The organism is Tsuneonella amylolytica, from assembly GCF_003626915.1.
Taxonomy (GTDB): domain Bacteria; phylum Pseudomonadota; class Alphaproteobacteria; order Sphingomonadales; family Sphingomonadaceae; genus Tsuneonella; species Tsuneonella amylolytica.
This window is the reverse complement of sequence record NZ_CP032570.1, coordinates 1,654,051-1,679,256: the sequence shown is the minus strand read 5'-3', so window position 1 is coordinate 1,679,256 and position 25,206 is coordinate 1,654,051. Positions and strand designations below refer to the sequence as shown.

Annotated in this window: 24 protein-coding genes and 1 tRNA gene; 16 read left to right on the top strand and 9 right to left on the bottom strand. The window is 68.0% G+C overall.

Going from position 1 to position 25,206, the window contains the following annotated elements; all coding sequences use genetic code 11:
• Positions 1 to 2: 2 nt before the first annotated feature.
• The 3 genes from D4766_RS08250 to D4766_RS08240 form a co-directional block, all read right to left on the bottom strand.
• A complete protein-coding gene (locus tag D4766_RS08250) occupies positions 3 to 1,544 on the bottom strand; it encodes a PH domain-containing protein (RefSeq protein WP_234024748.1) in 1,542 nt (513 codons plus the stop codon).
• Positions 1,545 to 1,557: 13 nt separating this feature from the next.
• On the bottom strand, positions 1,558 to 2,064 hold the full coding sequence (locus tag D4766_RS08245; RefSeq protein WP_234024747.1) for a PH domain-containing protein: 507 nt from the start codon (positions 2,062 to 2,064) through the stop codon (positions 1,558 to 1,560).
• A gap of 129 nt (positions 2,065 to 2,193) precedes the next feature.
• Positions 2,194 to 2,268 (bottom strand) — tRNA-Thr (locus D4766_RS08240).
• Between the two features lie 109 nt (positions 2,269 to 2,377).
• On the opposite strand from D4766_RS08240, the gene D4766_RS13825 reads away from it, so the two are divergent.
• From D4766_RS13825 to D4766_RS08195, 10 genes are read left to right on the top strand one after another with little or no spacing between them, the layout of a single operon-like run.
• Positions 2,378 to 2,527 (top strand): hypothetical protein, encoded by a 150-nt coding sequence (locus tag D4766_RS13825; protein ID WP_162935593.1) that lies wholly within the window; start codon positions 2,378 to 2,380, stop codon positions 2,525 to 2,527.
• A gap of 37 nt (positions 2,528 to 2,564) precedes the next feature.
• Positions 2,565 to 3,251, top strand: coding sequence for a 2,3-diphosphoglycerate-dependent phosphoglycerate mutase (gpmA, locus tag D4766_RS08235; RefSeq protein ID WP_120717024.1), 687 nt, complete (start codon positions 2,565 to 2,567; stop codon positions 3,249 to 3,251).
• A 1-nt stretch (position 3,252) separates the two neighbouring features.
• Positions 3,253 to 3,756: a 5-(carboxyamino)imidazole ribonucleotide mutase gene (purE, locus tag D4766_RS08230; RefSeq protein ID WP_120717023.1), complete on the top strand. Its 504-nt coding sequence runs from the start codon at positions 3,253 to 3,255 to the stop codon at positions 3,754 to 3,756.
• Positions 3,756 to 4,826 carry a 5-(carboxyamino)imidazole ribonucleotide synthase gene (locus tag D4766_RS08225; RefSeq protein ID WP_120717022.1) on the top strand — a complete coding sequence of 357 codons (1,071 nt, stop codon included), beginning with the start codon at positions 3,756 to 3,758 and terminating at the stop codon, positions 4,824 to 4,826. The genes purE and D4766_RS08225 overlap by 1 nt, the downstream gene beginning before the upstream one ends.
• Entirely contained in the window at positions 4,811 to 5,305 is a 495-nt protein-coding gene (locus D4766_RS08220; protein WP_120717021.1) for a dihydrofolate reductase, read from the top strand. Before D4766_RS08225 ends, D4766_RS08220 begins: the two co-directional genes overlap by 16 nt.
• Complete coding sequence (locus D4766_RS08215) at positions 5,305 to 6,234, top strand: bifunctional riboflavin kinase/FAD synthetase (RefSeq protein ID WP_120717020.1); 930 nt, start codon at positions 5,305 to 5,307, stop codon at positions 6,232 to 6,234. The genes D4766_RS08220 and D4766_RS08215 overlap by 1 nt, the downstream gene beginning before the upstream one ends.
• Complete coding sequence (locus D4766_RS08210; protein WP_120717019.1) at positions 6,227 to 7,156, top strand: PI-PLC domain-containing protein; 930 nt, start codon at positions 6,227 to 6,229, stop codon at positions 7,154 to 7,156. Before D4766_RS08215 ends, D4766_RS08210 begins: the two co-directional genes overlap by 8 nt.
• A 54-nt stretch (positions 7,157 to 7,210) precedes the next feature.
• Entirely contained in the window at positions 7,211 to 10,195 is a 2,985-nt protein-coding gene (gene ileS, locus D4766_RS08205; RefSeq protein WP_120717018.1) for an isoleucine--tRNA ligase, read from the top strand.
• On the top strand, positions 10,192 to 10,713 hold the full coding sequence (gene lspA / locus D4766_RS08200) for a signal peptidase II (RefSeq protein WP_120717017.1): 522 nt from the start codon (positions 10,192 to 10,194) through the stop codon (positions 10,711 to 10,713). The genes ileS and lspA overlap by 4 nt, the downstream gene beginning before the upstream one ends.
• Positions 10,714 to 10,719: 6 nt before the next feature.
• Positions 10,720 to 11,121: a DUF3035 domain-containing protein gene (locus D4766_RS08195; protein WP_120717016.1), complete on the top strand. Its 402-nt coding sequence runs from the start codon at positions 10,720 to 10,722 to the stop codon at positions 11,119 to 11,121.
• Positions 11,122 to 11,154: 33 nt separating this feature from the next.
• On the opposite strand, the gene D4766_RS08190 is transcribed toward D4766_RS08195, so the two are convergent.
• Positions 11,155 to 12,447 carry a hemolysin family protein gene (locus D4766_RS08190; RefSeq protein ID WP_120718136.1) on the bottom strand — a complete coding sequence of 431 codons (1,293 nt, stop codon included), beginning with the start codon at positions 12,445 to 12,447 and terminating at the stop codon, positions 11,155 to 11,157.
• Between the two features lie 135 nt (positions 12,448 to 12,582).
• Between D4766_RS08190 and D4766_RS08185 the strand changes: the two genes are divergently transcribed.
• Positions 12,583 to 13,269: a YiaD family glycine zipper/OmpA-like lipoprotein gene (locus tag D4766_RS08185; RefSeq protein WP_120717015.1), complete on the top strand. Its 687-nt coding sequence runs from the start codon at positions 12,583 to 12,585 to the stop codon at positions 13,267 to 13,269.
• Between the two features lie 64 nt (positions 13,270 to 13,333).
• Here D4766_RS08185 and D4766_RS08180 read toward each other — a convergent pair whose 3' ends face one another.
• Entirely contained in the window at positions 13,334 to 14,116 is a 783-nt protein-coding gene (locus D4766_RS08180; protein WP_120717014.1) for a 3'(2'),5'-bisphosphate nucleotidase CysQ, read from the bottom strand.
• A gap of 101 nt (positions 14,117 to 14,217) precedes the next feature.
• On the opposite strand from D4766_RS08180, the gene sucC reads away from it, so the two are divergent.
• The 5 genes from sucC (at position 14,218) to D4766_RS08155 (ending at position 18,596) form a co-directional block, all read left to right on the top strand.
• Entirely contained in the window at positions 14,218 to 15,414 is a 1,197-nt protein-coding gene (gene sucC / locus D4766_RS08175; RefSeq protein ID WP_120717013.1) for an ADP-forming succinate--CoA ligase subunit beta, read from the top strand.
• Positions 15,411 to 15,854, top strand: coding sequence for a GFA family protein (locus D4766_RS08170; RefSeq protein ID WP_120717012.1), 444 nt, complete (start codon positions 15,411 to 15,413; stop codon positions 15,852 to 15,854). Before sucC ends, D4766_RS08170 begins: the two co-directional genes overlap by 4 nt.
• Positions 15,855 to 15,915: 61 nt before the next feature.
• Positions 15,916 to 16,668, top strand: a complete 753-nt coding sequence (locus D4766_RS08165) for an electron transfer flavoprotein subunit beta/FixA family protein (RefSeq protein WP_120717011.1) — start codon at positions 15,916 to 15,918, stop codon at positions 16,666 to 16,668.
• Positions 16,669 to 16,694: 26 nt separating this feature from the next.
• Positions 16,695 to 17,624 (top strand): electron transfer flavoprotein subunit alpha/FixB family protein, encoded by a 930-nt coding sequence (locus D4766_RS08160; protein ID WP_120717010.1) that lies wholly within the window; start codon positions 16,695 to 16,697, stop codon positions 17,622 to 17,624.
• Positions 17,625 to 17,675: 51 nt separating this feature from the next.
• The gene (locus D4766_RS08155) at positions 17,676 to 18,596 is read left to right on the top strand and encodes an energy transducer TonB (protein ID WP_162935711.1); all 921 of its coding nucleotides are present in this window, start codon (positions 17,676 to 17,678) and stop codon (positions 18,594 to 18,596) included.
• A gap of 7 nt (positions 18,597 to 18,603) precedes the next feature.
• Here D4766_RS08155 and D4766_RS08150 read toward each other — a convergent pair whose 3' ends face one another.
• The 4 genes from D4766_RS08150 to D4766_RS08135 all read right to left on the bottom strand — a co-directional run bounded on the left by D4766_RS08150 (position 18,604) and on the right by D4766_RS08135 (position 25,108).
• The gene (locus tag D4766_RS08150) at positions 18,604 to 19,122 is read right to left on the bottom strand and encodes a GNAT family N-acetyltransferase (protein ID WP_120717008.1); all 519 of its coding nucleotides are present in this window, start codon (positions 19,120 to 19,122) and stop codon (positions 18,604 to 18,606) included.
• Between the two features lie 7 nt (positions 19,123 to 19,129).
• Entirely contained in the window at positions 19,130 to 20,341 is a 1,212-nt protein-coding gene (locus D4766_RS08145; protein ID WP_120717007.1) for a DUF445 domain-containing protein, read from the bottom strand.
• Positions 20,342 to 20,418: 77 nt separating this feature from the next.
• Positions 20,419 to 23,889 carry an efflux RND transporter permease subunit gene (locus tag D4766_RS08140; protein ID WP_120717006.1) on the bottom strand — a complete coding sequence of 1,157 codons (3,471 nt, stop codon included), beginning with the start codon at positions 23,887 to 23,889 and terminating at the stop codon, positions 20,419 to 20,421.
• Between the two features lie 16 nt (positions 23,890 to 23,905).
• Positions 23,906 to 25,108: an efflux RND transporter periplasmic adaptor subunit gene (locus tag D4766_RS08135; protein WP_120717005.1), complete on the bottom strand. Its 1,203-nt coding sequence runs from the start codon at positions 25,106 to 25,108 to the stop codon at positions 23,906 to 23,908.
• Positions 25,109 to 25,206 lie beyond the last annotated feature (98 nt).

Here is a 25,206-nt window from a genome sequence, read left to right as displayed (position 1 = left end):
GGTCAGCGCGCCGCCATCGCCTCCGCGAAATCGACGCCGGCGATGCTGTCGAGCACGGCGGCGCGGATGCGGCGCGCCTCCGCCAGCGGAACCGCGTCGAACGCCAGGGTGCCGCCCGCCAGCCCGAGGTGCAGCGTGGCGTAGCCGCCGCGCCGCGCGAGCGGTCCCTGCGCGATCTCGACCGACTGCAGGCGCACCCGGCTGGCGACGTCGATGCTGGGCACGAGCCAGCCGTGGCGGGTATAGACCTGCCGCCCGTCCAGCGCATGGCGCGCCCGCCGCCAGCGGAAATACTGGCGCGCGGCGATCACCGGCAGCGCGAGCAGCGGCAGCACCGCGAGCGCCGGCACCTTCGAGAACAGGACCGCCACCGCTGCGGCGACCGGCAGGATCGACCCCAGCGCCCAGCGGTCGACGAAGGCGCGCGGGGCCGCACGATGCCAGTCGATTTCGGCGGTCGGCAGCGCGAATCCGGCGGCCCGCGCGATGGGCTCGATCTCGTCCAGCTTCGCGAAGGGCGCGACGACATGGCTAGCCCCGCCCGAATCCTGCGCCAGGCTGACGAACTTCATGTCGTACCAGCCGAATAGGCGGCGCAGCAGGCGGGTCCGCACCTCGATTGCCTGGACCCGGTGCGCGGGCATGACCACGTCGCTTTTCGTGAAGAGCCCCCGCGTGCGGCGGAACCCCTTGGCGGTGCGGCGCAGCGCGAAATCCCAGTCCCGCGCAATGGTGCGCAGCAACCCGGTCAGGAAACCGACCACGACCAGCACCAGCAGCGCGAGCGAGATCGCCGCGGCCTGCGCAAACGGTCCGAGCGCGGCGAGCCAGTGGGTGCCGCCGTCGAACCGCGCCTGCCAGCCTTCCCAGTCCCACACGTCGAAGGGCAGGAAATCGTCGAACTGCTGCGCCGCGCCGAGCGCGACCGCGAAGGCGGCAAGCGAGAATTCGAACAGGCCGAACGTCGCCAGCCGCCGCGGGGGCATGGCGAACAGGATCTCGCCCTCCGGCTCGCGCGTGATGGCGGCATCGGTCGCTGCAGGGGCGGTCGCCGCGGTTGCTTCTGATGGAGCGTCGGCCGCCTCGTCGTCCTTGCGCTCGCGCACCAGTTCGCGCAGCGCCGCGCTCTCGGCGAGCGGCAGCCAGGCCAGCGCGATCTCGTCCTTGCCGCCCGCGCCGGTTTCGAAGCGGACTTGCGCCAGCCCCAGCGCGCGGGCCAGCAGCGGCTGCTCCATGCTGACATCCTGGATCCGGTCGTAAGGTACCGAGCGCGCCGCGCGGGCGAGAAGCCCGGTCTCCACCCGAATGTCTTCCGCCCCCACCGTGTAGGTCGTGCGCAACCAGCGCACAGCGCCGCCGATCACGCCGAACGCGACCGCGAGGATCGCGATGGCGGCAATGAACCCCACGCCTGCGAATTCGCTGCGGATGCCGTAGGCGCCGGCCACTGCGGGCAGGATCGCCTTGCGGATGTCCGACAGCGCCGACACGAAGATCCCGAGCGGAGCGGTGCGCTTCGGCCCTGCGGCAGACTCGTCCGTCACGGCAGGTCGCCGGTCACACCGTGTCGCGCCGAATGTGCGCGCGGATCGCCTCGCGCATCGCGGCGGCATCGGCCGCGGCGAGGCCGGGGAGCGAGACGCTGGCATTGTGGGTGCCGGCGGTGTGCACGACCAGCGTCGAAAGCCCGAACATGCGTTCCAGCGGACCCTGCGTCACGTCGATGTGCTGGACCCGGCCGAACGGCACGACGGTATCGCTGCGGAACAGGAGGCCGCGTACAACGCGCAGCCGGTCGCCGCCCATCCGGTAGCCGCGCGCTGCATGGCGCCGAAGGGGAACGCGCAGGACGAGGAACAGCGCGGCAAGCAGGACCGGCACCACGAACATGCCGGTTGGCAGCAGGTCGGCCGTTTCGAGCACAAGCGAGCCGACCACCAGCGGCGCGGCCGCCAGCGCGGCCTGCGTGCGGAGCAGATTGACGTGCGCCGGCGCGAGCTGCGTCAGCGCGGCATCGTCGTCATCGACGGTACGATCTCCGAGTTCGGCGGCTTGCCCCTGCACGTCCATGGTGCCTTATGTGGCTAACACGGTGCTGGCTTGCAAGCCGATTCGGAACGCTCGGATAGTCTCCGCGGCCTCAAGCAGCGAAGCGGTAGGCCGACAAGGAACCGAGCGGGAGGCGGGGAGGGATGGTGCTGCTGGAGAGGATTGAACTCTCGGCCTCACCCTTACCAAGGGTGTGCTCTACCACTGAGCTACAGCAGCGAAACCATCGGATGCATCCCCGCCGGCATGGCCGCACCGGGGAGCGGGCGCGCTCTAGCGTGCGGCCCGACCTTGTCAAGCATTGCGCGCCGTAGCAATGGCGTGCGCCATGACCGGCGGGACCGACAAGACGACGCGCGAGGAGCGCCTGGCCGCGAAACTGCGCGAGAACCTGCGCCGCCGCAAGGCGCAGGCGCGGGCGATGAATGCGGGCAATCCGGCCACGCCCGGCCTTCCCAAAGAAACCGGCGAACGCTAGGGGCGAGCGCTCCCGAGACGCCATCCGGAGCGACGCCTTGCCGACCCTGATCCTAGTCCGCCACGGCCAGAGCCAGTGGAACCTGGAAAACCGCTTCACCGGCTGGTGGGACGTCGACCTCACGGAAAAAGGCGTGGCCGAGGCCGAGGCGGCGGGCCGCCTGCTGGCCGACAAGGGCGTGCTGCCGACGGTCGCCTTCACCTCGATGCAGACCCGCGCGATCAAGACGCTGCACCTGGCGCTGGAGGGATGCGGGCGGCTGTGGATCCCCGAAACGAAGGACTGGCGCCTCAACGAGCGGCACTACGGCGGGCTCACCGGCCTCGACAAGCAGGAGACCCGCGACCGCCACGGCGACGAGCAGGTGCACATCTGGCGCCGCAGCTTCGACGTGCCGCCGCCCGCGATGGAGGCGGGCAGCGAATACGATCTCGCCGCCGATCCGCGCTATGCCGGGATCGCCGTGCCGGGCGCGGAAAGCCTGAAGCTGACCATCGAACGCGTACTGCCCTACTGGGAAGGCGCGATCCTGCCCGAGCTCGCGAAGGGCGAGACGGTGATCGTCTCGGCGCACGGCAATTCGCTGCGCGCGCTGGTCAAGCACCTGTCGGCGATTTCCGACGCGGACATCACCGACCTCGAGATCCCGACCGGCCAGCCGATCGTGTACGACTTTACCGACGACATGACGCCGGGCGAACGGCGCTACCTCAAGGACACCTGAGATGGCATCCGGTCAGGCAAGCGGGCCCGCGAAGGTCGCCATCGTCATGGGCAGCCAGTCCGATTGGCCCACGATGAAGCGCGCCGCCGAAGTGCTGGACGAGCTGGGCATCGCCTGTGAGGCGCGGATCGTCTCGGCCCACCGCACGCCCGACCGCCTGCACGCGTTCGGTAAGGGCGCGGCGGGCGAGGGGTTCCAGGTCGTCATCGCGGGGGCGGGCGGAGCGGCGCACCTGCCCGGCATGATCGCCGCGCTCACCCACCTGCCGGTGCTGGGCGTTCCGGTTCAGTCGAAGGCGCTTTCGGGCATGGATAGCCTGCTGTCGATCGTGCAGATGCCCGCCGGCATTCCCACCGGGACGCTGGCGATCGGAGAGCCCGGCGCGACGAATGCGGGCCTGCTCGCCGCGGCGATCCTCGCGCTGTCGGACGCAGGCCTGTCGCAGCGGTTGCAGGACTGGCGCGCCGCGCGCACCGATGCGGTGGGCGAGGTGCCTGAGAACTGATGCGGCAGGCACAATCGCTGAAGCCGGGCAGCACCATCGGCATCCTGGGCGGCGGCCAGCTCGGCAGGATGCTGGCGATGTCCGCCGCGCAGCTCGGCTATCGCTGCCACATCCTGACGCCCGAGCGCGACAGCGTCGCCGCCGAAGTCGCCGCCGAGACGACCGTCGCCCCGCTGACCGACCCGCTCGCCATCGGCCGCTTCGCCGACGCCTGCGATGCGATCACCTTCGAGTGGGAGAACGTGCCCACCGGCCCGCTGCAGTTCCTGGGCGACGCCATCGCGCCGTCGGTCCGAGCGCTGGAAACCGCGCAGGACCGCCTGCGCGAAAAACGCTTCGTGGAAGACCTCGGCGGCCGACCCGCGCCCTTCGCCCCGGTCGATTCGGCCGACGACCTCGCCCGCGCGATCGCCCGCATCGGCACCCCCGGCGTGCTCAAGACCGCGCGCGACGGCTACGACGGGAAGGGCCAGTGGCGGCTCGCCGGGCCGCGCGACGTCGAGGCGATCCGCCTGCCGCAGGCGCCGTGCGTGTACGAAGGCTGGGTCGACTATGCGGCCGAATTCTCGGTCATCCTCGTGCGCGGTGCCGATGGCGAGGTGCGGTTCTGGGATTCGACCGAGAACCGCCACGAAGACGGCATCCTCTCGCAATCGCTCTGGCCGCCGTGCGATGCGGTGGCGGCGCAGGTCGGCCCGGCGCGCGCGCTGGCCGAGAAGGTCGCCCACGCGCTAGGCTACGTCGGGGTGCTGACCTGCGAATTCTTCGCGACCGCCGCCGGCCCGGTGTTCAACGAAATGGCTCCGCGGGTCCACAATTCGGGCCACTGGACGATCGAGGGCGCGGCGACGAGCCAGTTCGAGAACCACATCCGCGCGGTCGCCGGCCTGCCGCTGGGCAACACCGCGACGACCGCGGGCCGGGTGACGATGGACAACATCATCGGCGACGTGTCGGGCGCGCACGCGGTCCTGTCCGATCCCGCCGCGCACCTCCATCTCTACGGCAAGTCCGACGCGCGCGAAGGACGCAAGATGGGGCACGTGACGCGAATATGGCACGGCAGATAGTCGCCATCCTCGCGCGGGCGGACAACGGGACGATCGGCCGCGACGGGGCGCTGCCGTGGCGGATTTCCGCCGACCTCAAGCGGTTCAAGGCGCTCACGCTGGGCAAGCCGATGATCATGGGCCGCAAGACCTTCGAGAGTTTCCCCGCGCCGCTGCCGGGACGCCGCCACATCGTCCTCACGCGCAGCCGCGAATGGCAGGCCGACGGGGCCGAGGTCGCCCACGCGGCGGACGAGGCGCTGGCGATGGCGGGGGACGGCGACGTCTCGGTGATCGGCGGCGCCGAGATCTACCGCCTGCTGCTGCCCGCCGTCACGCGCATCGAACTGACCGAGGTCCGCGGCGATTACGACGGCGACACCCGTGTGCCCGCGTTCGGCGACGACTGGCGCGAGGTCGCGCGCGAGGATCATGCGGCGGACGGCGCGACGCCCGCCTACAGCTTCGTCACGCTCGAACGGCCGGGGGAGCAACCCTGATGCGCTGGCTCGACCATCGCGAGCGGATGCCCGACAGCTTGCGCGGCGCGGTGATCGCGCTCGGCAATTTCGACGGGTTCCATCTCGGCCACCAGGCGGTCGCGGGCGAGGCGATCCGCTGGGCGCGCGAAGGCGGCCGTCCGAGCATCGTCGCCACGTTCGACCCGCATCCCGTGCGCCTGTTCCGGCCCGATGCCCCGCCGTTCCGGCTCACCACCCTCGAACAGCGGCAGGAACTCTACCTCGCCGCCGGGGCGACGGCGATGATGGTGTTCCACTTCGACCGCGATCTCGCCGGCACGACCGCCGACGGCTTCGTGCGCCACCTGCTGCACGACCGGCTGGGCGTGGCGGGCGTCGTCACCGGCGAGGATTTCACCTTCGGCAAGGATCGCGGCGGCAACCTCGACGTGTTGCGGGACCTCGGGGCGCAAGTAGGGATCGAGACCCGCACCGTGCCCCCGGTGATGGAGGGCGGCGCGCCGGTATCCTCCAGCCGCATCCGCGAGGCGTTGCGGCAGGGCGACTGCGAGACAGCCGCCCGGCTGCTCACCCGCCCCTTCGCGATCCGCGGCGTGGTCCAGCACGGCGACAAGGTCGGGCGGACCATCGGCTATCCGACCGCCAACCTGCCGCTCGAGGGATACCTGCGCCCGCGCTACGGCATCTACGCGGTGACCGGGCGGGTGCTCGCAACAGGGCAGGAGCTCATGGGCGCGGCGAACATCGGCGTGCGCCCGACTTTCGATCCGCCCAAGGAACTGCTCGAGCCCTACTTCTTCGATTTCTCCGGCGATCTCTACGGGCAGGAGATCGAGGTCGCGTTCCATCATTTCCTGCGCCCGGAGGCGAAGTTCGATTCGCTCGAAGCCCTGCAGGCGCAGATGGCGCGCGACTGCGACGAGGCACGGCGGCTGCTCGATGGGTAAGTGGCTCCGGCGCGCACTGTTCGCCTTCGCGGTGCTGTTCTTCGGCTGGACGTTCCTCAACGCGAGCTGGCTCGCGCCCGAGCCGGTGGGCAAGCCCGGCCTTGTCGCGCACCGCGCCGCGGGGGAGCCGATCGGCACCTGCACACCCGCACCCGGCGCCGCACGCTATCCCGTGCTCCCCGACAACAGCCTGGCCGCGATCGCCACCGCGCGGCAGCTGGGCGCGAGCATGATCGCGATCGAGGTCGCGCCGGACGGCACCATCGCCCCCGCCCGCTGCACCGACAGCTTCGGCGCGGCGCCCACGCTGTCCCAGATCGCACAGGTGGCGAAACCCAAGGCGCTGCTGTTCACGTTCGCAAAGGGCAGCGACGCCGCCGCCGCCGACCGGCTGGTCGCGAAGCTGAAGGCGATCGGCCGCGATCCGGTCGCAGCGGGCGATGCGTTCTATGCCGCCGACGAGGCGCGTGACGGCGTGATCGCCCGCATGCGCGCGCTCCTCCCGCAAGCCTGGGTGTTCAGCGCCGCCAGCGCGCGCACCTGCCGCGATGCGTACCGCAAGTCGGGCTGGACCGGCGTGCTGCCGGACGAATGCAAGGGCGGCACGATGATGATCCCGATCGACGCGCAAGGATCGCTCGCCGGGTGGCCGAACCGCCTGCTCCAGCGGATGAAGGACGGCGGCGGCCGGGTGATCATGGTCGGCCCTTCCGCCACCGCCGGCGAGGTCGATGGCGACCCGGCAGGTCTCACCCTGCCCGAACAGTTCGGCGAGATTCCGGCGAGCTTCAACGGGCTCATCTGGGTGGACGACCTGTGGAACCTCGGCCCGTCGCTCTACCCCCGCGTCGACAACCGCAGCCGCGCCGAACAGGACGCGGGCGAGGCGGCGATGAAGGCCCGGCGGGCGGGCCAGCGGTAGCAAGGCGCGAAAACCTTTCCTAGCGGGCCGCCTTCGGCTAGCGGCCATGCCGCCATGAGCGATGACACTCCCCAACGCGACAGCCAACGAGATTGGCGCGACACCGTCTTCCTGCCGAAGACCGACTTTCCCATGAAGGCCGGCCTGCCGCAGAAGGAGCCGGGCATCGCTGCGCGCTGGGAGGACGAGAAGCTCTACGAGCGCCTGCGCGATGCGCGCCGCGGCCGGCCCAAGTTCATGTATCACGACGGCCCGCCCTACGCGAACGGCGACATGCACATCGGCCACGCGCTCAACCATACGATCAAGGACATGGTCTGCCGCACGCAGAATCTGCTCGGCAAGGATGCGCCCTATGTGCCCGGGTGGGACTGCCACGGGCTGCCGATCGAATGGAAGGTCGAGGAACAGTACCGCAAGGCCAAGCGCGACAAGGACGAGGTCCCGCTGCTGGAATTCCGCGCCGAGTGCCGCGCCTACGCGCAGCACTGGGTCGACGTGCAGCGCGGGCAGCTGAAGCGGCTCGGCGTGATGGCCGACTGGGACCACCCTTACCTCACCATGCAGCCCGAGAGCGAGGCGACGATCGTCGCCGAACTGCTCAAGTTCGCGGAGAGCGGCCAGCTCTATCGCGGCGCCAAGCCGGTGATGTGGTCCCCGGTCGAAAAGACCGCGCTGGCCGAGGCCGAGGTCGAGTACGAGGACGTGGTCTCGACGCAGATCGACGTGGCGTTCGAGATCGTGGAGAGCCCGATCCCCGAACTGGTCGGCGCGCACGCGGTGATCTGGACGACCACGCCGTGGACGATCCCGGTGAACCAGGCGATCGCTTATGGGCCGGAGGTTGAGTATGTCGGTCTAGAAATTCTCTCGATCGTTCACACCGCGTGGAGTTCGATCAACGAGCCCCATCCCGCCTACCCCGATGATCTGCGTGCTGCGCTAGCTGGTCGAAAGTACCTGATTGCCGAACCTCTTCTTGAGGAGTTCAAGAACCGGTTCGAGCAACAACTGGCGCGTGAAGGCCAAAGCGGCGTTGGGCTAGTCATCAAGCCCTTCTGGCGCGGCAAAGGCTCCGACCTCGCCGGCACCGTCGCCCGCCACCCCATGTACCACCTCGGCGGGTTCTTCGCCGAGCCGCGGCCGTTCCTGCCGGGCGAGTTCGTCACCACCGATACCGGCACCGGGCTCGTCCACATGGCGCCCGATCACGGCGAGGACGATTTCGAGCTGTGCAAGGCGCACGGCCTGACCCCGAAGTTCGCGGTCGAGGGCGACGGCAAGTACCGCGCGGACTGGGGCTGGCTCGGCGGGCAGGGTTCGGTGATCAACCCCAAGTTCAACGCCCCCGACGGACCAATCTGTTCGGACTTGCGCGAAGCGGGCGCGCTGCTGGCGGCGAGCGCGGATTACAAGCACAGCTACCCGCACTCGTGGCGCTCGAAAGCCAAGGTAATCTTCCGCTGCACCCCGCAGTGGTTCGTGCCGATGGATAGGCCGCTCGCCTTCAGGGGAGGGGCCGGGGGAGGGGCCGGTCAGGAAGGCCTGGCCGCGCCTGACAGCCCCCACCCCAACCCCTCCCCTGAAGGGGAGGGGCTTACGCTCCGCGAAATCGCCATGGCCGAGATCGAGCGCGTGCGCTTCATCCCCGAAAAGGGCCGCAACCGCCTCGGCAGCATGGTCTCCGGTCGCCCCGACTGGGTGCTCAGCCGCCAGCGCGCCTGGGGCGTGCCGATGACGCTGTTCGTCAGCCGCAAGAGCGGCGAATACCTCGTCGACGAAGCGGTCAACGCGGCCATCGTCGAAGCCGTCCGCGCCGAGGGTATCGACGCCTGGACGCCCGACACCGCGCACCGCTTCCTCGGCGAGGCCTACAACCACGACGAGTGGGAAGCGGTGTCCGACATCCTCGACGTGTGGTTCGATTCGGGATCGAGCCACGCCTATGTGCTGGACAGCGGCCGCTGGCCCGACCTCACCTGGCCCGCCGACATCTACGTCGAAGGGTCCGACCAGCACCGCGGCTGGTTCCAGGCGAGCCTGCTCGAAAGCTGCGGAACCCGCGGCCGCGCGCCGTTCGACCAGTTGCTCACCCACGGCTTCACGATGGATGCCAAGGGCATGAAGATGTCCAAGAGCCTCGGCAACACGGTCGATCCGCTGAAGGTCATGGAAACCTACGGCGCGGACATCATCCGCCTGTGGGCGCTGTCGGTCGACTTCACCGAGGACCACCGCATCGGCGACGAGATTTTGAAGGGCGTCGCCGACCAGTATCGCAAACTTCGCAATACCTTCAGATACTTGCTCGGCGCGCTCGAAGGGTTCGACGAAACCGAGACGCTCCCGGTCGGCGAGATGCCCGAACTCGAGCAGTACGTACTTGATCAACTTTCGCAGGTCGACGCCGCGCTGCGCCGGGCAACCGACGAATACGACTTCAACACCTACGTCCGCACGCTTATCGATTTCTGCAACGAGGACCTGTCGGCGTTCTATTTCGATATCCGCAAGGATTCGCTTTACTGCGACGCCCCCGGCAGCACCCGCCGCCGCGCCGTGCGGACCGTGTTCGACACGCTGTTCCACGCGCTCGTCCGCTGGGCGGCGCCGGTGCTGGTGTTCACCGCCGAGGAAGTGTGGGGCACACGCTATCCGGGCGGCGGGAGCGTGCACCTGCTCGAATGGCCAGAACTGCCAGCCGCCAGTGCGGATACCGCCCGGTGGAGCGCGATGCGCGACTTGCGTGAACGGGTGACCGAAGCGGTCGAGCCGCTGCGCCGCGAGAAGGTCGTGCGCTCCAGCCTCGAAGCCGAAGTGACCGTGCCCGCCAACGCGGTGCCCGACGGTTTCTCCGACGATGACCTCGCCGAACTGTTCATCACCGCGACAGTGCACCGGGGCGAAGGCGACGGCGTGACCGTGACGCGCACCACCGACCACAAGTGCGGCCGCTGCTGGCGACTGCTGCCCGAAGTCGCCGAGGACGGCGACCTGTGCGCGCGGTGCGCGGACGTGGTGGAAGGTATGCCGGCATGAACCCGCTCGTCCGCAATCGTCTTGTCGGGCTCGCCATCGCGGTTGTGCTGTTCGCCGTCGATCAGATCAGCAAGAGCTACATCCTCGACACGTTGCGGCTCGGCCTCGGCCAATCGCATTACCTGCTGCCGTTCTTCCAGTTCACGCTGACCCACAACTACGGCGTGTCGCTGGGCATGTTCACCGCCGAATCGCAAACGATGCGCTGGATCCTGGTGGGGGTGACCGGGTTCATTGCGGCGGTCGTCACCGTGTGGATGGTGCGCGAGAGGAAGCTTGCCGACATCGTGCCGCTGGCCTTCATCCTCGGCGGGGCGCTCGGCAACATCAAGGACCGCTACGAACACGGCTACGTGGTCGACTTCCTCGACCTGCATTTCGGCGAGTTCCGTCCGTTCCTGATATTCAATGTCGCCGATGCCGCCATCACCATCGGCGTCCTCATCATCCTTGCCCGATCGCTCTTCGTGCGCGAAAAGGCCCCCGAACAACCGGCCGATACGGTCGTGGAGAGCTAGACAACCATGCGCAAGATCGTACTCGTCGCCCTTTCGTGCACCACGCTGGCCGCATGCGGCAGCGGCGGCATCCTCAACCGCGAGCGTCCCGACGAATTCGCGGTGCAGCGTCAGGCGCCGCTGGTCGTGCCGCCCGACTTCAACCTGCAGCCGCCCGCCCCCGGCGCACCGCGCCCGACCGAAGGCACCGCGGCCGAGCAGGCGCTCGACGTGCTCTTCGGTGGCCCGGCAGCGCGCAGCGCGGTGGAAACCAGCGCGCTGGAACGCGCCGGCAGCGCCGATCCGGGCATCCGCACCGCGGTCGGCGATCCGCAGACCAACACCGTGGCCAAGGGCCGCGTGACCCGCGACATCATCGCCGCGCCGGAAGGCGACGGGCAGGCTGCTTCGGCGGTCATCCCGGGATAACCGTTCGCGTGCCCCGCCCCGGCGGGGCCGCGATCACAGCGGGGTGGCGACCAGCCGCACAATCTTGCGGCCGTCCATCTCGCTGACCTGGAAGCGCCAGCCCTGGTCCTCGAAAGTCTCGCCGGGCTCGGGCAGCTTTTTCAGCATCCACAGGACATAGCCCGCCACGGTCGCGAACTCGCGGTCCTCTGGCAGGTCGATGGCGAGACGGTCGGCCATCTGGTCCGCCGGCAGACCGCCCGACACCAGCATCGTGCCGTCGTCCTGTTCCGCAATGGTCGGCGCTTCGCCGAGATCGCTGTCGGACGCAAAGTTGCCGACGATCGCGGTCAGCAGGTCCACCGGCGTCACGATTCCGTCCAGGTGCCCGTATTCGTCGTGCACCATCGCCATCGCGACTTCGGCCTGCTGCAGCGTGCGCAGCGCGTCCATCGCGTCGAGCTGGTCGGGAATGACCTCGGGCTTCTTCATCAATCCGGCAAGGTCCACCGCCTGACCCGCCAGCAGCTGGCCGAGCACCTCGCGGACCTTGACCACGCCCAACACCTTGTCGGGCGACCCTTCGGCCACCGGCAGCAGCGAATGCGGACTGGCGTCGATGCGCTTGCGCAGTTCGACCTCGGGCGCATGGAGGTCGAGCCAGTCGATCTCCGTGCGCGGCGTCATGAGTTCGCGCACCGGCCTGTCGGCGAGGCGGACGACGCCGGCGAGAATCTCGCTCTGCCCGTGTTCGATCACCCCCGAATGGGTCGCTTCGGTGAAGATCATCCGCAGCTCCTCGGCCGTGACCGATCCCTGACCGCCGGGCCGGATGCCGAGCAGACGGATGAGTAGCGAGGAGGACGAATCGAGCAGCCAGACCACGGGCGCGGCAAGCTTCGAAAGCAGCGCCATCGGCCGCGCCGCGATCAGCGCGATCGGCACCGCCGCCCGCAGCGCCACCTGCTTGGGCACGAGCTCGCCGATCACGACGCTGGCGTACGTGGTCAGTGCGATGACCAGCGTGAACCCCGCGACCGGACCGTATTTCGGATCGAGCCCGAGGACGACCAGCCGTTCGCCCACCGGCCCGCCGAGGCTGGAGCCCGAGTACGCACCCGCAACGATCCCGACGAGGGTGATGCCGATCTGCACGGTCGAGAGGAACTTGCCCGGGTCGGCCGCCAGCGCCATCGCGGTCTTCGCCGCCGCGCTGCCCCTTTCGGCTGCGCCGCGCAGGCGCCCCGTCTTGGCGGAAACGATCGCGAGCTCGCTCGCCGCGAACACGCCGTTGAGCAGGATGAGCCCGCCGATGATCAGCAGGTCGGGCCATGGAAACGGTGTCACGCCCCGGTCGCTAGCACATCTGCGCCTGCGCGCCAGCGGGAACGGCGAGCGCGGTGCGTCGTTCATGGCAACGAGGCACTGCCGGGACTGGTGGGCCGGAGTGCCTGGAACACAACCGAAAGAGGGGTTTCCCACATGCAATTTTCTCGCAAGATCACAGCGGGCTTCGCTTGCCTGTCGCTCGTCGCCGTGTCGGCGTGCGTGACCGATCCCAACACCGGCGAGCGCAAGATTTCGCGCACGGCGATTGGCGGCATCGGCGGCACGGCCGCAGGCGCGTTGCTTGGCGGCCTGATCGGCGGCCGCACCGCGCGCATCGCGGGTGCCGTGGCCGGCGGCGCGCTCGGCGGCTACGTCGGCTATCGTATGGATCAGCAGATCCGTGAACTGCGGACCAGCACGGCCGGTTCGGGCGTCGACGTGAGCGAAGTCGACGGCGGCCAGGCGATCCTCGTCAACCTGCCCGACGGCGTGACGTTCGCCACCGGCAGCTACCAGATCAATTCGGGCTTCCAGAGCCTGCTCGACCGCGTCGCGTCGAGCCTGCAGCAGTACCCGAACAGCCTGGTCGACGTGTACGGCTATACCGATACCGTCGGTTCGTCCTCGTCCAACCAGCGCCTGTCGGAACAGCGCGCGCAGGCCGTGGCGAACTACCTGATCGGCCGCGGCGTGGCCTCCAGCCGCATCCGCTGGATGGGCTTCGGCGAGACCAACCTCGCGGTGCAGACCGGCGACAACGTCAACGAGGCGCGCAACCGCCGGGTCGAGGTCAAGATTCTACCCGTCAGCCAGCAGGAAGCAGGCAGCGCGGGTTACTGATCTAACTCAACCTTCGTGGTCGCACACGAGAGGCCGGCATCCGCAAGGACGCCGGCCTTTTTCGTTACCGCCCCGCGATCAGGTGCGCCCGGCGGGCCAGTCGCTCGACCGCCGCGTCGTGGATGCCGGGCGCGCTGACGAGGAGGCCGAAGGCGCGCGGATCGCGCTTGTTGTAGGCGAGCGGATTGCCGAAGGCGTCGGTCACCGCCGCGCCGGCCTCGCGTGCGATCAGGGTCGCGGCGCCCAAGTCCCATTCCCAGCCCCAGCGCAGCGTCGCCAGGAGATCGGCCTCGTCCGCTGCAACCATCGCCGCGCGCAGGGCAATCGAGTTCGGCTTGTCCACCATCGCAAGATCGCGGTCGTCCTTGGGCAGGGCATCGGTGGGTACGCGCGCGCCGGCGAATTTCGAACGGGTCGAAGCGACCAGCCGTTCTCCATTCCGCCACGCGCCGCGCCCGGCGACGGCGTGCCAGAACTCGCCCCGCGCCGGGGCGGCGAGCGATCCGATCAGCGGCCGCCCCCCACTGATGAGCGCGACCGACACCGCCCAGCCGGTCCGGCCGCGGATGAAGTCGCGCGTCCCGTCGATCGGGTCGACCAGCCAGATGAGGTGCCGCCCGAGGCGGGTGAAGTCGTCGGCGGTCTCCTCGCTCAGCCAGCCGGCCGCGGGCAGCAACGCTGCAAGCTCGCGCTTCAGGAACGCGTCGACCGCGATGTCGCCGGCGCACACGGGGTTGCCGGGCGACTTTTCCCAGGTTTCCAGCGCATGGCCCGCGCCCGGCCACATGGCGTGCGCGATGCGCCCCGCTTCGACGACGATTTCACGGAGGCGCGCGGAGTCGATCACGGCTTCGGTCCTGCATCGCCCCCGCGCCCTTTTCAAGCACGGCGATCCATGCTTAGGCCGCGGGCGAATCCCCATCCGGTTACCGAAGGCAGCGCGCACCCATGAACATCCACGAATACCAGGCCAAGGATCTCCTCGCGAAGCACGGCCTCCCCGTCCCCGCCGGTATCCCGGCGCTGTCAGTCGAGGAAGCGGTCGAAGCCGCGAAGCAGCTTCCCGGCCCGCTATGGGTGGTGAAGGCGCAGATCCACGCCGGCGGCCGCGGCAAGGGCAGCTTTAAGGAACTGGGCGAGGGTGCCAAGGGCGGCGTGCGCCTGGCGAAGTCGATCGCAGAGGTCGAGGCCAACGCGAAGGACATGCTCGGCAACACTCTGGTCACCATCCAGACCGGCGATGCGGGCAAGCAGGTCAACCGCCTTTACATCACCGACGGCGTGGACATCGGCAAGGAATACTACCTGTCGATGGTAGTCGACCGGGCGACCGGCCGGGTGGCGATGATCGCCAGCACCGAAGGCGGCATGAGCATCGAAGACGTCGCCCACGACACGCCGGAAAAGATCGCGACGATCGTGATCGATCCCGCTCAGGGCTTCATGCCGCACCACGGCCGCGCGCTCGCCGCGGGGCTCGAGCTGTCGGGCGACCTCGCCAAGCAGGCAGCCAAACTCGGCAAACAGCTGTACGACGCGTTCATGGCGCTCGACTGCGAGATGATCGAGATCAATCCGCTCGCCGAGTCGGACGGCAAGCTCATGGTGCTCGACGCCAAGATGAGCTTCGACGGCAACGCGATGTTCCGCCACAAGGACATCGAGGCGCTGCGCGACGAGACCGAGGAAGACCCGGCCGAAGTCGAGGCGAGCGAATACGACCTCGCCTACATCAAATTGGACGGCAACATCGGCTGCATGGTCAACGGCGCGGGCCTGGCGATGGCGACGATGGACATCATCAAGCTGAACGGCGCTTTCCCGGCCAACTTCCTCGACGTTGGCGGCGGCGCCACAACCGAGAAGGTGACGGCGGCGTTCAAGATCATCCTCAAGGACCCGGCGGTCGAGGGCATCCTCGTCAACATCTTCGGCGGGATCATGAAGTGCGACGTGATCGCCAACGGCATCGTACAGGCGGCCAAGGATGTGAACCTTTCGGTTCCGCTGGTCGTACGCCTGGAAGGCACCAACGTGCAGGAAGGCAAGGACATCCTCGCCAACAGCGGCCTGCCGATCGTCAGCGCCGACGACCTCGGCGATGCGGCGCGCAAGATCGTGGCCGAGGTGAAGAAGGCCGCGTGATCGCGACCGGGCAGTGCCGGTGCGGGCAGCTCACGTTCTCTGTCGAGGGCGCGCCGCTGCTCACCGGTGCCTGCCACTGCCGCGGCTGCCAGCGGATGACCGGAAGCGCGTTCTCGCTCACCAGCGCTTTCCCGGCGGATGCGTTCACGGTGACAACGGGCGATCCGGTCGTCGGCGGCGCGCACGGCGACGAGGCCCGGCATTACCACTGCGATCATTGCAAGAGCTGGGTCTTCACCCGCCCGGCCGCGATGCCGTTCGTCAACGTTCGCACACCGATGCTCGACGAGCCGCCGCCTGGCCCCCCTTTCGTCGAAAGCCAGACCGCCGAAGGGTTCGATTGGGCAAGAACGGGAGCGAAACACAGCTTCGCGCGCTTTCCCGATGAAAGAGCGTATCAATCGCTGATCGCGGAGTTCACCCGAACGCACTCCGATTGACGCTTACGTAAAGGTTAGATAAGCGGCGCGAGCACAGCGTCGAAACGACAAGGAAGATGCCATGAAGATCCTCGTCCCCGTCAAGCGGGTGATCGACTACAACGTGAAACCGCGGGTCAAAGCCGACGGCAGCGGCGTCGATCTCGCCAACGTCAAGATGAGCATGAACCCGTTCGACGAGATCGCGGTCGAGGAAGCGCTCCGCCTGAAGGAGAAGGGCGCCGCGACCGAGGTCGTGGTCGTCAGCATCGGGCCCGCCAAGGCGACCGAGACCCTGCGCACCGGCCTCGCCATGGGCGCGGACCGCGCGATCCTCGTGCAAGTCGACGACGGCACCGAGGTCGAGCCGCTCGCGGTTGCCAAGATCCTGAAAGGCATTGCGGATGCGGAACAGCCCGGGCTGGTCATCCTCGGCAAGCAGGCGATCGACGACGATTCGAACCAGACCGGCCAGATGCTTGCCGCGCTGATGGACCGCCCGCAGGGCACCTTCGCCAACGAGGTGACCGTCGACGGCGATCATGTGACCGTGAAGCGCGAGATCGACGGCGGTCTGGAAACGGTGAAGCTGGCGATGCCCGCCGTCGTCACCACCGATCTGCGCCTCAACGAACCGCGCTACGCTTCGCTGCCCAACATCATGAAGGCGAAATCCAAGCCGCTCGAGACCAAGAGCCCGGCCGATTACGGCGTCGACACTGCCCCCCGCCTCAAGACCCTGAAGGTATCCGAACCGCCGGTCCGCCAAGCGGGCATCAAGGTCGCCGACGTCGACGAACTCGTCGGCAAGCTGAAGGCGCTCGGCATCGCCTGAGCCAGAGCGGAAAAAGGAATAGCGAAATGAAGACTCTCGTTCTGGTCGACCACGACAACACCAGCGTGAAGGACGCGACTCTCGCGACCGTGACTGCGGCATCGAAGCTCGGCGAAGTGCATCTGCTCGTCGCGGGCAAGGATTGCGGCGCGGTGGCCGATGCTGCCGCCAGGATCGCTGGCGTAGGCAAGGTCCACGTCGCCGATGGCGATGCCTACGAACACCAGCTGCCCGAAAACGTCGCGCCGCTCGTCGCCGACCTCATGGGGCACCATGACGCGTTCCTGGCGGCTGCGACGACCACCGGCAAGAACATCGCCCCGCGCGTCGCCGCGCTGCTCGACGTTATGCAGGTGTCCGAAATCATCGGCATCGAGGGCGAGAAGACCTTCACCCGCCCGATCTACGCCGGCAACGCGATCGCGACGGTCGAATCGAGCGACTCCAAGCTCGTCATCACCGTGCGCGGCACCGCGTTCGACAAGGCGGCTGCCGAGGGCGGCAGCGGCACGGTTGAGGCGGTCAGCGGATCGGCCGACGCCGGCACCAGCACCTTCGAGGGCAGCGAACTCGCCAAGAGCGAGCGCCCCGAGCTGACCAGCGCCAAGATCATCGTGTCGGGCGGCCGCGCGCTGAAGGATGCCGACACTTTCAAGGAATACATCCTCCCGCTCGCCGACAAGCTTAACGCCGGCGTCGGCGCGAGCCGCGCGGCGGTGGACGCGGGCTACGTGCCCAACGACTACCAGGTCGGCCAAACGGGCAAGATCGTGGCCCCCGAGGTGTACATGGCGATCGGCATTTCGGGCGCGATCCAGCACCTTGCAGGCATGAAGGATTCCAAGACGATCATCGCCATCAACAAGGACGAGGACGCGCCGATCTTCCAGGTGGCGGACATCGGCCTCGTCGGCGATCTCTACAAGATCCTGCCGGAACTGACCGAAAAGCTCTAGAAATCGGAGGGACTTTATCGAACAATGGCCGCTTCCAAAGGGGGCGCGCCATTGTTCAGATTCCTAACCGTTCTCGCGCTTGCGGGGTTGTCCAGTCAGCCCCTGTCCGCAGCTGAACCCGTCTCGGTTTATCAGCCAGCGTCCAAATGGAACCTCGACTTCGGTGTCGACCAGTGCAGCCTTCGCCGCAGTTTCGGTACGCCGGACGACCTCGTCGCGATATCCTTCGAACGGTTCCAGCCGGGCGATTCGTTCAGCCTCCTCGTGACGGGAAAGGCGCTGCGCGTTTTTTCCTCTCCCCAGACACCGGCCCGTTTCGAGCCGGACGGCAGAGAGATCGAGCGCGCCGGCCTCAAGGGCGAAATGGGCAAGAACCCCGCGCTCGTATATTCGAGCATGACGCTGGACGAGCTGGGCGAAGTCGAGACGATCGACGACCGCCGAACCGGGTCGCAATACCGCAAGAGCAGCGACGAGATCCCCGGCGATCCCGATGTGTTCGGGATGAAGATCACACCGGAACGCGAGGCACAGATCGATACTCTGGTGATCGGCAAGCCGGGCAAGCGATCAGTCCGGCTGGCGCTTGGTTCGATGGGCAAACCGATGGCCGCTCTACGCACATGCGTCGACGATCTGGTTCGCCAATGGGGTATCGACGTCGAGGCGCACCGGAGCTTGACGCGCAGCGTAATTCCGCTGGACAGCCCCGCGAAGTGGATCGGGGCGAACCAATATCCGCTCCAGCTGCTGCGGAACGGCGATCAGGGCCTCGTCTACTTCCGCCTCATCGTCGAGCCTGACGGCACGCCGAGCAAGTGCCATATCCAAGCGACGACCCGGGCAAAGGGTTTCGACGATGCGGTCTGCGCCGCGATGATGCGCTCGGCCAGGTTCGACCCTGCGCTCGATGCTTCGGGTGCCCCGATCCGCTCCTACTGGAGCAACACGGTCCTCTTCCAGATACCCTGAGGTCGCTTCAGACGCGACTGAACAGCTGCACCGGGTTGTCCGGCCCCAACTCCCCCAGTCGCGTCGGCACGAAGCCGAGCCGGTTTGCCAGCGCAATCGACGGCGCATTGTCGGGGTGGATAATGCAGACGATTTCGCGCGGGCCGTGTTCGCGGTCGAACCAGGCGAGAACTGCGTCCATCGCCTCGCGCGCGTAGCCCTTGCCGGTGTGGTCGGCGGCGACGATCCAGCCGGCTTCGGGCCGGTCGTCGAAGTCCTCGCCCAGCCCGCGCCAGGTATGGAACACGCCGCAATTGCCGATTACGTCGGGCCGCCCGCGTTCGCGGACCATCAATGAACCGTAGCCGTAAAGCGACCAGCTGCCGGCGTTGCGCATGAAGCGGGTCGTGTGGTCCGCCCGCCCGATGGGCGCGCCGAAATAGCGCCAGGTCCGGGGGTCCTGCATTACCGCGAACATGGCCTCCATGTCCGTGGCGCCAGGCTGCCACAGCTCGAGCCGGTCGGTATGGAGAAAGGGCTGGGTCACCGCGCGCTCAGAACACCGCGTCGAGCGCGTGGATCGTCACCCCCACGAGACCGCCCACGACCGTGCCGTTGATGCGGATGAACTGGAGGTCACGGCCTACCGCGCCCTCCATCCGGTCGGTCAGCGTCCGCGCGTCCCAACGGCGCACGGTTTCGGAGATCAGCCGCACGATCTGCCCGCCGTACCGCGTCGCGACGCCGACCGCGGTACGGCGGGCAAAGCGGTTGATCTGCCACTGCAGCCGGTCGTCGGCGGCGAGGGTCTTGCCGAGATCGGCTAGCGTCTCGCCGAAGACGGCGGACAGCCCGCCGCCCGGCTCGCGCGCCGATTTCATGAGCCCGCCGCGCAGACGCTCCCACACGCTCAACCACCAGCGGCCGACGACCGGATTGTCGAGCAAGTCGTTCTTGGCTTTTTCCACCCGGGCGCGCGTTTCGGGATCGTGCATCAGGTTGTGCGCAAGCTGAGCGAGCCCTTCCTCGAGCTTGCCCCGAAGCGGGTGGTTCGGATCGACGAGCACTTCGGCCAGCAGCTTATAAAGCCCGTCGAGCACGGAGTTCGCGAGCTTCTCGTCGAGGCCGGTCCAGCGCACGAGGCCGTTCGCCTTCTCGTGGATCATATCGCGGATGAGCGTCTCGTTCGCCTCGATCGTCAGGCCCGCCCAGCGGATCGCCGAATCGATCAGCGGCAGATGCCGCCGATCGGCGATCGCTGCGGTCAGCAACTGGCCGGCGAGCGGGGCGACATCGACCCGCGCGGCAAGCGACTTGAGCCCGCCGCGGACCTGTGTGCCGAGCCGTTCGGGGTCGAGCGTTTCGAGAAACTCGGCGATGAGGTCGCCCGCGCCCGAGCGCAGCTTTGCGCCGGTGTCGCCCTGCCCTGGCGCGGCAAGATACTCGCCGACGGCTTTCGCCAGGTTCATGTCCTGCATCCGGCGCGCGACGACGGCGGGGGTGAGGAAGTTGTCCTGCAGGAATGTCGCCATCGTGTCGGCGATCCGGTCCTTGTTTTCCGGAATGATCGCGGTGTGCGGGATTGGTATGCCGAGGGGGTGGCGGAACAGCGCGGTCACCGCGAACCAGTCGGCAAGCCCGCCGACCATCGCTGCCTCGGCGAAGGCGCGGACATAGCCGACGGCGGGATGCAGCCCGAGATATTGCCCGGTCAGCACGAACAGCCCCGCCATCGCCACCAGCAGGCCGGTGGCGGTGCGGCGCATCGTGCGTGCTCGGTCCGGTGTTATCTGGGTGCCCCCCATGCCTCGCCAACGCTTCGGCAGGCGCGGGGTTTCACCGCTCACTCGGCAGGGACGCCCGGTGCTTCGGGAGGCCGCCCACGGATCGTCCCGTCGTCGTCGCCCGGTTTGTAGGTGAGCAGCCGCGTACGCAGCCACGGGCCGGCCCGCTTCTCGAACCCGTCGGCGAGGCTGAAGCCCGCCGGGATCAGCAGCAGCGTGAGCACGGTCGACAGGATCAGTCCGCCGATCACCACCATGCCCATCGGCGCGCGCCAGGCACCGTCTCCCGACAGCGAGATCGCGGTCGGCACCATGCCGGCGACCATCGCCACCGTCGTCATCACGATCGGCTGCGCGCGCTTGTGCCCGGCGTCGATGATCGCATCCTTCTTGGGCACGCCGTTCTCCATCTCCTCGATCGCGAAGTCGATGAGCAGGATCGAGTTCTTGGCGACGATTCCCAGCAGCATCAGGATGCCGATGTAGACCGGCATCGAGATCGGCACTGGCGCCCCGTCCATCACCATGCCGAACAGCCACAGCGCGATAAGCCCGCCGAGCGGCGCGAGCAGCAGCGAGGTCATATTGACCAGCGGCGAGATGAACCGGCGGTAGAGCAGCACGAGCACCGCGAAGACGAGAAATACGCCGCTTACGACCGCGACGAGGAACGAGTTGATGACCTCCGCCTGGCGTTTGTCGTCTCCGACCGGCTCGCTGCTGACGCCCTGCGGCAGGTTCTGCATGATCGGCAATGCGCGAATCTGCTTCATCAGGTCGCCCGACACCGCCTTGGGACCGATGTCCGCACCCACGACCACGCGGCGCGACTGGTTGTAACGCTGGATTTGCGTCGGACCCGATCCGAAGCTGATTTCGGCCACCCGGCTCAGCGGTACCGAACCGCCGCTGGCGGTCGGCACGGGCAGGTTTTCGACGGTGGAAAGGTCCTGTCGCGAATCCTTGGGCAGGATTACCCGAATGGGAATCTGCCGGTCCGATAGCGAGAACTTGGCCGAATTCTGGTCGATCTCGCCCAGCGTCGCGATGCGGATCGCCTGGCTGAGCGATGCGGTCGTGACCCCCAGCGAAGCGGCAAGGTCCATTCGCGGACGAATGATGAGTTCGGGGCGCTGAAGGTCCGCGGCGATGCGAGGCGCCACGACCCCCTCGACCCCGCGCATCTGTTCGACGAGGGTCTGCGCGGTCGATTGCAACAGAGCAGGGTCGCTACCCGACAGCATCACCGACAACGCCCGGCCGCTGCCGCCACCACCGCCGTCGCCACCCTGGAAATTGATCTGGGCGTCGGCGATCGTCTGCAATTCGGGCGTCAGGCGCTTTTCGAACTCCTTGGTCTTCGTTTCGCGTTCGGCCGCGGGTTTCAGGGCCACGTAAAGCGTCGCGCTTCCTTCGCGCACGGATTCGAGCACGCGCACCGTTTCCGGTTGGCGCTGCAGGAGATTGGAGGCGGTTCGGGCCACCCTTTCGGTCTGCTCCAGCGTAGTGCCCGGCACCATCGTGATCGAGACCTGCGAAGTGTCGTTGTTCTCTTCGGGCTGGAACTGGCTCGGCAGTGCCATGAACATCAGGATCGTCGCGATAAACGCGCCGACGCCGATGAGGAAGGCGTAGAACCGGTGGTCGCGCGCGCGAGCGAGAAAGCGCTTCCCGGCAAAACGCGAGCGCTCGGTCCAGCCGTTGCTGTCGTATCCCGCCATCCGGCCGTAGATCAGCCCGACGATGAAGGTAACGAGCCAGCCGAGCAGGAAGCCCGGCAGGAAGCCGCCGAACAGGCCGCCCATCAGCAGGCTCATGGTGCCCGGCGGTTCGCTCAATGGGTCGACGGGGGCGTTCGCGCGAGTGAAGATGGAATAGGCCATCAGCGCGACGCCCGCGACGAGCGCCGGGACGTAGTAGGCAAGGCGCGTGCGGACGAAGGCGAGCTTCGCGCGCAGTTCATGGCTGCGGCGCGAATCGAGCGTCCAGGTGAGTACCCGCATGTAGAAGTCCATCGCCCGGCCCTCGCCGTGCGACTGCTCGCCGTGCGCGCGCAGGAAGTAGGCGGCGATCATCGGGGTAATCATGCGCGCCACCGCCAGGCTGCATAGCACCGCGACCACGACCGTGAGGCCGAACGGCTTGAAGAATTCGCCCGGGATGCCCGGCATCATGCCCACCGGCAGGAACACCGCGACGATCGACATGGTCGTCGCCACCACGGCAAGGCCGATCTCGTCGGCCGCGTCGATCGACGCCTGATAGGCGGACTTGCCCATCCGCATGTGTCTGACGATGTTCTCGATCTCCACGATCGCATCGTCGACCAGCACCCCCGCGACGAGGCCGAGCGCGAGCAGGCTGAGCGTGTTGAGGTTGAATCCCAGCAGATCCATGAACCAGAAGGTCGGGATCGCCGACAGCGGAATCGCGATCGCGCTGATGATGGTCGCGCGCCAGTCGCGCAGGAAGAAGAACACGACCACGATCGCCAGGATCGCGCCCTCGATCATCGCCGCCATCGAGCTTTCGTACTGGCTCTTGGTGTAATCGACGGGCGTGAACAGCGAGGTGAAGTGGACGCCGGAGTTGTCGGCCTCGATCTTCTTCAAGACCCGGACGGCATCGTCGTAGACTTCCACGTCGGAAGTGCCGCGCGCGCGCTCGATCGAGAAGGTCACCACCTCGCGGCCATTGAGCTTCGAATAGCTCGTCCGCTCGGAATAGCTGTCGGTGACGTCGGCGACGTCGCTCAGCTTGACCGTCCGCCCGCCGCCCAAATTGATCTGGCTCTGGCCGAGGGCATAGGCGGTCTGCGCGTTGCCGAGCACGCGGACCGACTGGCGCGAGCCGGCGATCTCGGTCTGGCCGCCGGCGGCGTTGATGTTGGTCTGGCGCAGCACGTTGTTGATGTCGCGCGCGGTGACGCCGAGCGCCTGCATACGCGCCGGGTCGACGACCACGCGGATCTGCCGGTCGACGCCGCCGCCGCGGCTGACCTTGGCCATGCCCTCCACCGACAGGAGCTGGCGGCTGACGGTGTCGTCGATGAACCAGCTCAGCTGCTCCATCGTCATGTCGTCGGCGCTGACCGCGAAATAGCCGAGCAGGCTGCCGCCGTTGATCTCGACCTTGCGGACCTGCGGTTCGAGGATGCCGTCGGGCAGGTCGCCGCGGATCTGGTCGACCGCGTTCTTCACTTCGGCGGTGGCGTCGTTCGAATTGGTGCCGACGGTGAAGAACACGAACGTGCTCGAACTGCCTTCGGATGCGGTCGAACTGATTTCTTCCACCCCGTTGATCGAGCGCACGGCGCCTTCGATCTTCTGGGTGATCTGTGTTTCCACTTCCGTCGGGGCGGCGCCGGGCTGGGCGACGTTGATCGTCACCGCCGGGAAATCGACCTCTGGAAAGTTGATCACCGTCATCCGGTTGAACGCGACGAGGCCCGCGATCAGCAGGCCCGCGAACAGGATGATCGGGATCACCGGGTTGCGGATCGACCAGGCGGAGATGTTACGCATGTTCATGGCGTTCGCGTCGGCCTCACCGGGCCGCCACCGGCTTGACCTTGTCGCCCGGCGCCAGGAATCCGCCGGCCCTTAGGACAATGCGTTCGTTGCCAGTGAGGCCTTCGACGATGGCGATACCGTTCTCGGTCACGATGCCGGTGCGGATGCCGCGCCGCTGGACGGTGTTGTCCTGGGCCACGACATACACGAACTGCCCCTTCTCGTCGGTCTGGATCGCCGATTCCGGCAGCATCGGGGCGACGACCGTGCCGCTGGCGAGGCTGGCCGAGGCGAAGCCGCCGGGCTTGAGTTCGGGTGCGTAAGCGAGCGCGATGCGCGCCTCGCCCTGCCGGGTCTGCTGGTCGATCGTGGGAGCGATCTGCCACACTTGTCCCACGAACGACTTCTCGCTCGACACCGGGGTCACCCGCGCCTCGTTGCCGACCGAGATCGCGTTGAGGTCCTGTTCGCTCAGCTTGGCACGCAGTTCCATCTCGCCGCCCTGGGCAATGGTGAATAGCGGGGTGCCGCCGGCACCCACCGTCTGGCCGGGCTCGACGCTGCGGGTGAGAACGAGGCCGGAAGCCGGCGCGTAGATGTTGAGCCGCGCGGTACGCGCCTGCAGTTCGCCAACCGTTGCCTGCGCCACGTTGACGCGCGCACGGGCGGCATCGCGGGTGGCGGTCAGCCGATCGACGTCGGCCTTGGAAATGAAGCCGCGATCGACGAGCTTGAGGGCGCGGTCGAGGTTGGCCTGCGCGAGATTGAGGTCGGCGCGGGCGACGCCGATCTGGGCGCGCGCGCCCTCGATCTGCTGGTTCTGCACCGAGCGGTCGACCGATACGAGCACCTGGCCCTGGCGGACCCAGCTGCCCTCGTCCACGGAAACGGACACCACCCGGCCGCCCTCGCCCACCGAACCCACGGGGAGTTCGCGGCGCGCGGCGAGAGTGCCGGTGGCATCGATGGTGCCGGCGATCGTCGCGCGGCCCGGCGTGATGACGCTGACCGAGGGGATCTGCCCGGCCTCGGGCGGAGCGAACGGGTCTTCCTCGGCGCCGCCGCCCGCGGCGAGATAGAGTACGACGGCCAGCAGGATCGCGCCGACGAGCGCGACCAGCGGCCAGCGCCGCTTCTTCGCGGGGCGCTCGTCCACCGTCACGCCGGACAGGTCGCTATCGCGGCTGTCCCGGTATTGCACGCTGTCCTGTGCTTCGACGGTCGTCTCGTAATTCATCGCCTGTGCCCTGTCCGCCCGGCTCCATCGCCTCCGGCCGCGCCAAAGTGTGTTATCGGAGTAGGTCACCACATGCAAGCATGCGGGTCAGCGGGCCA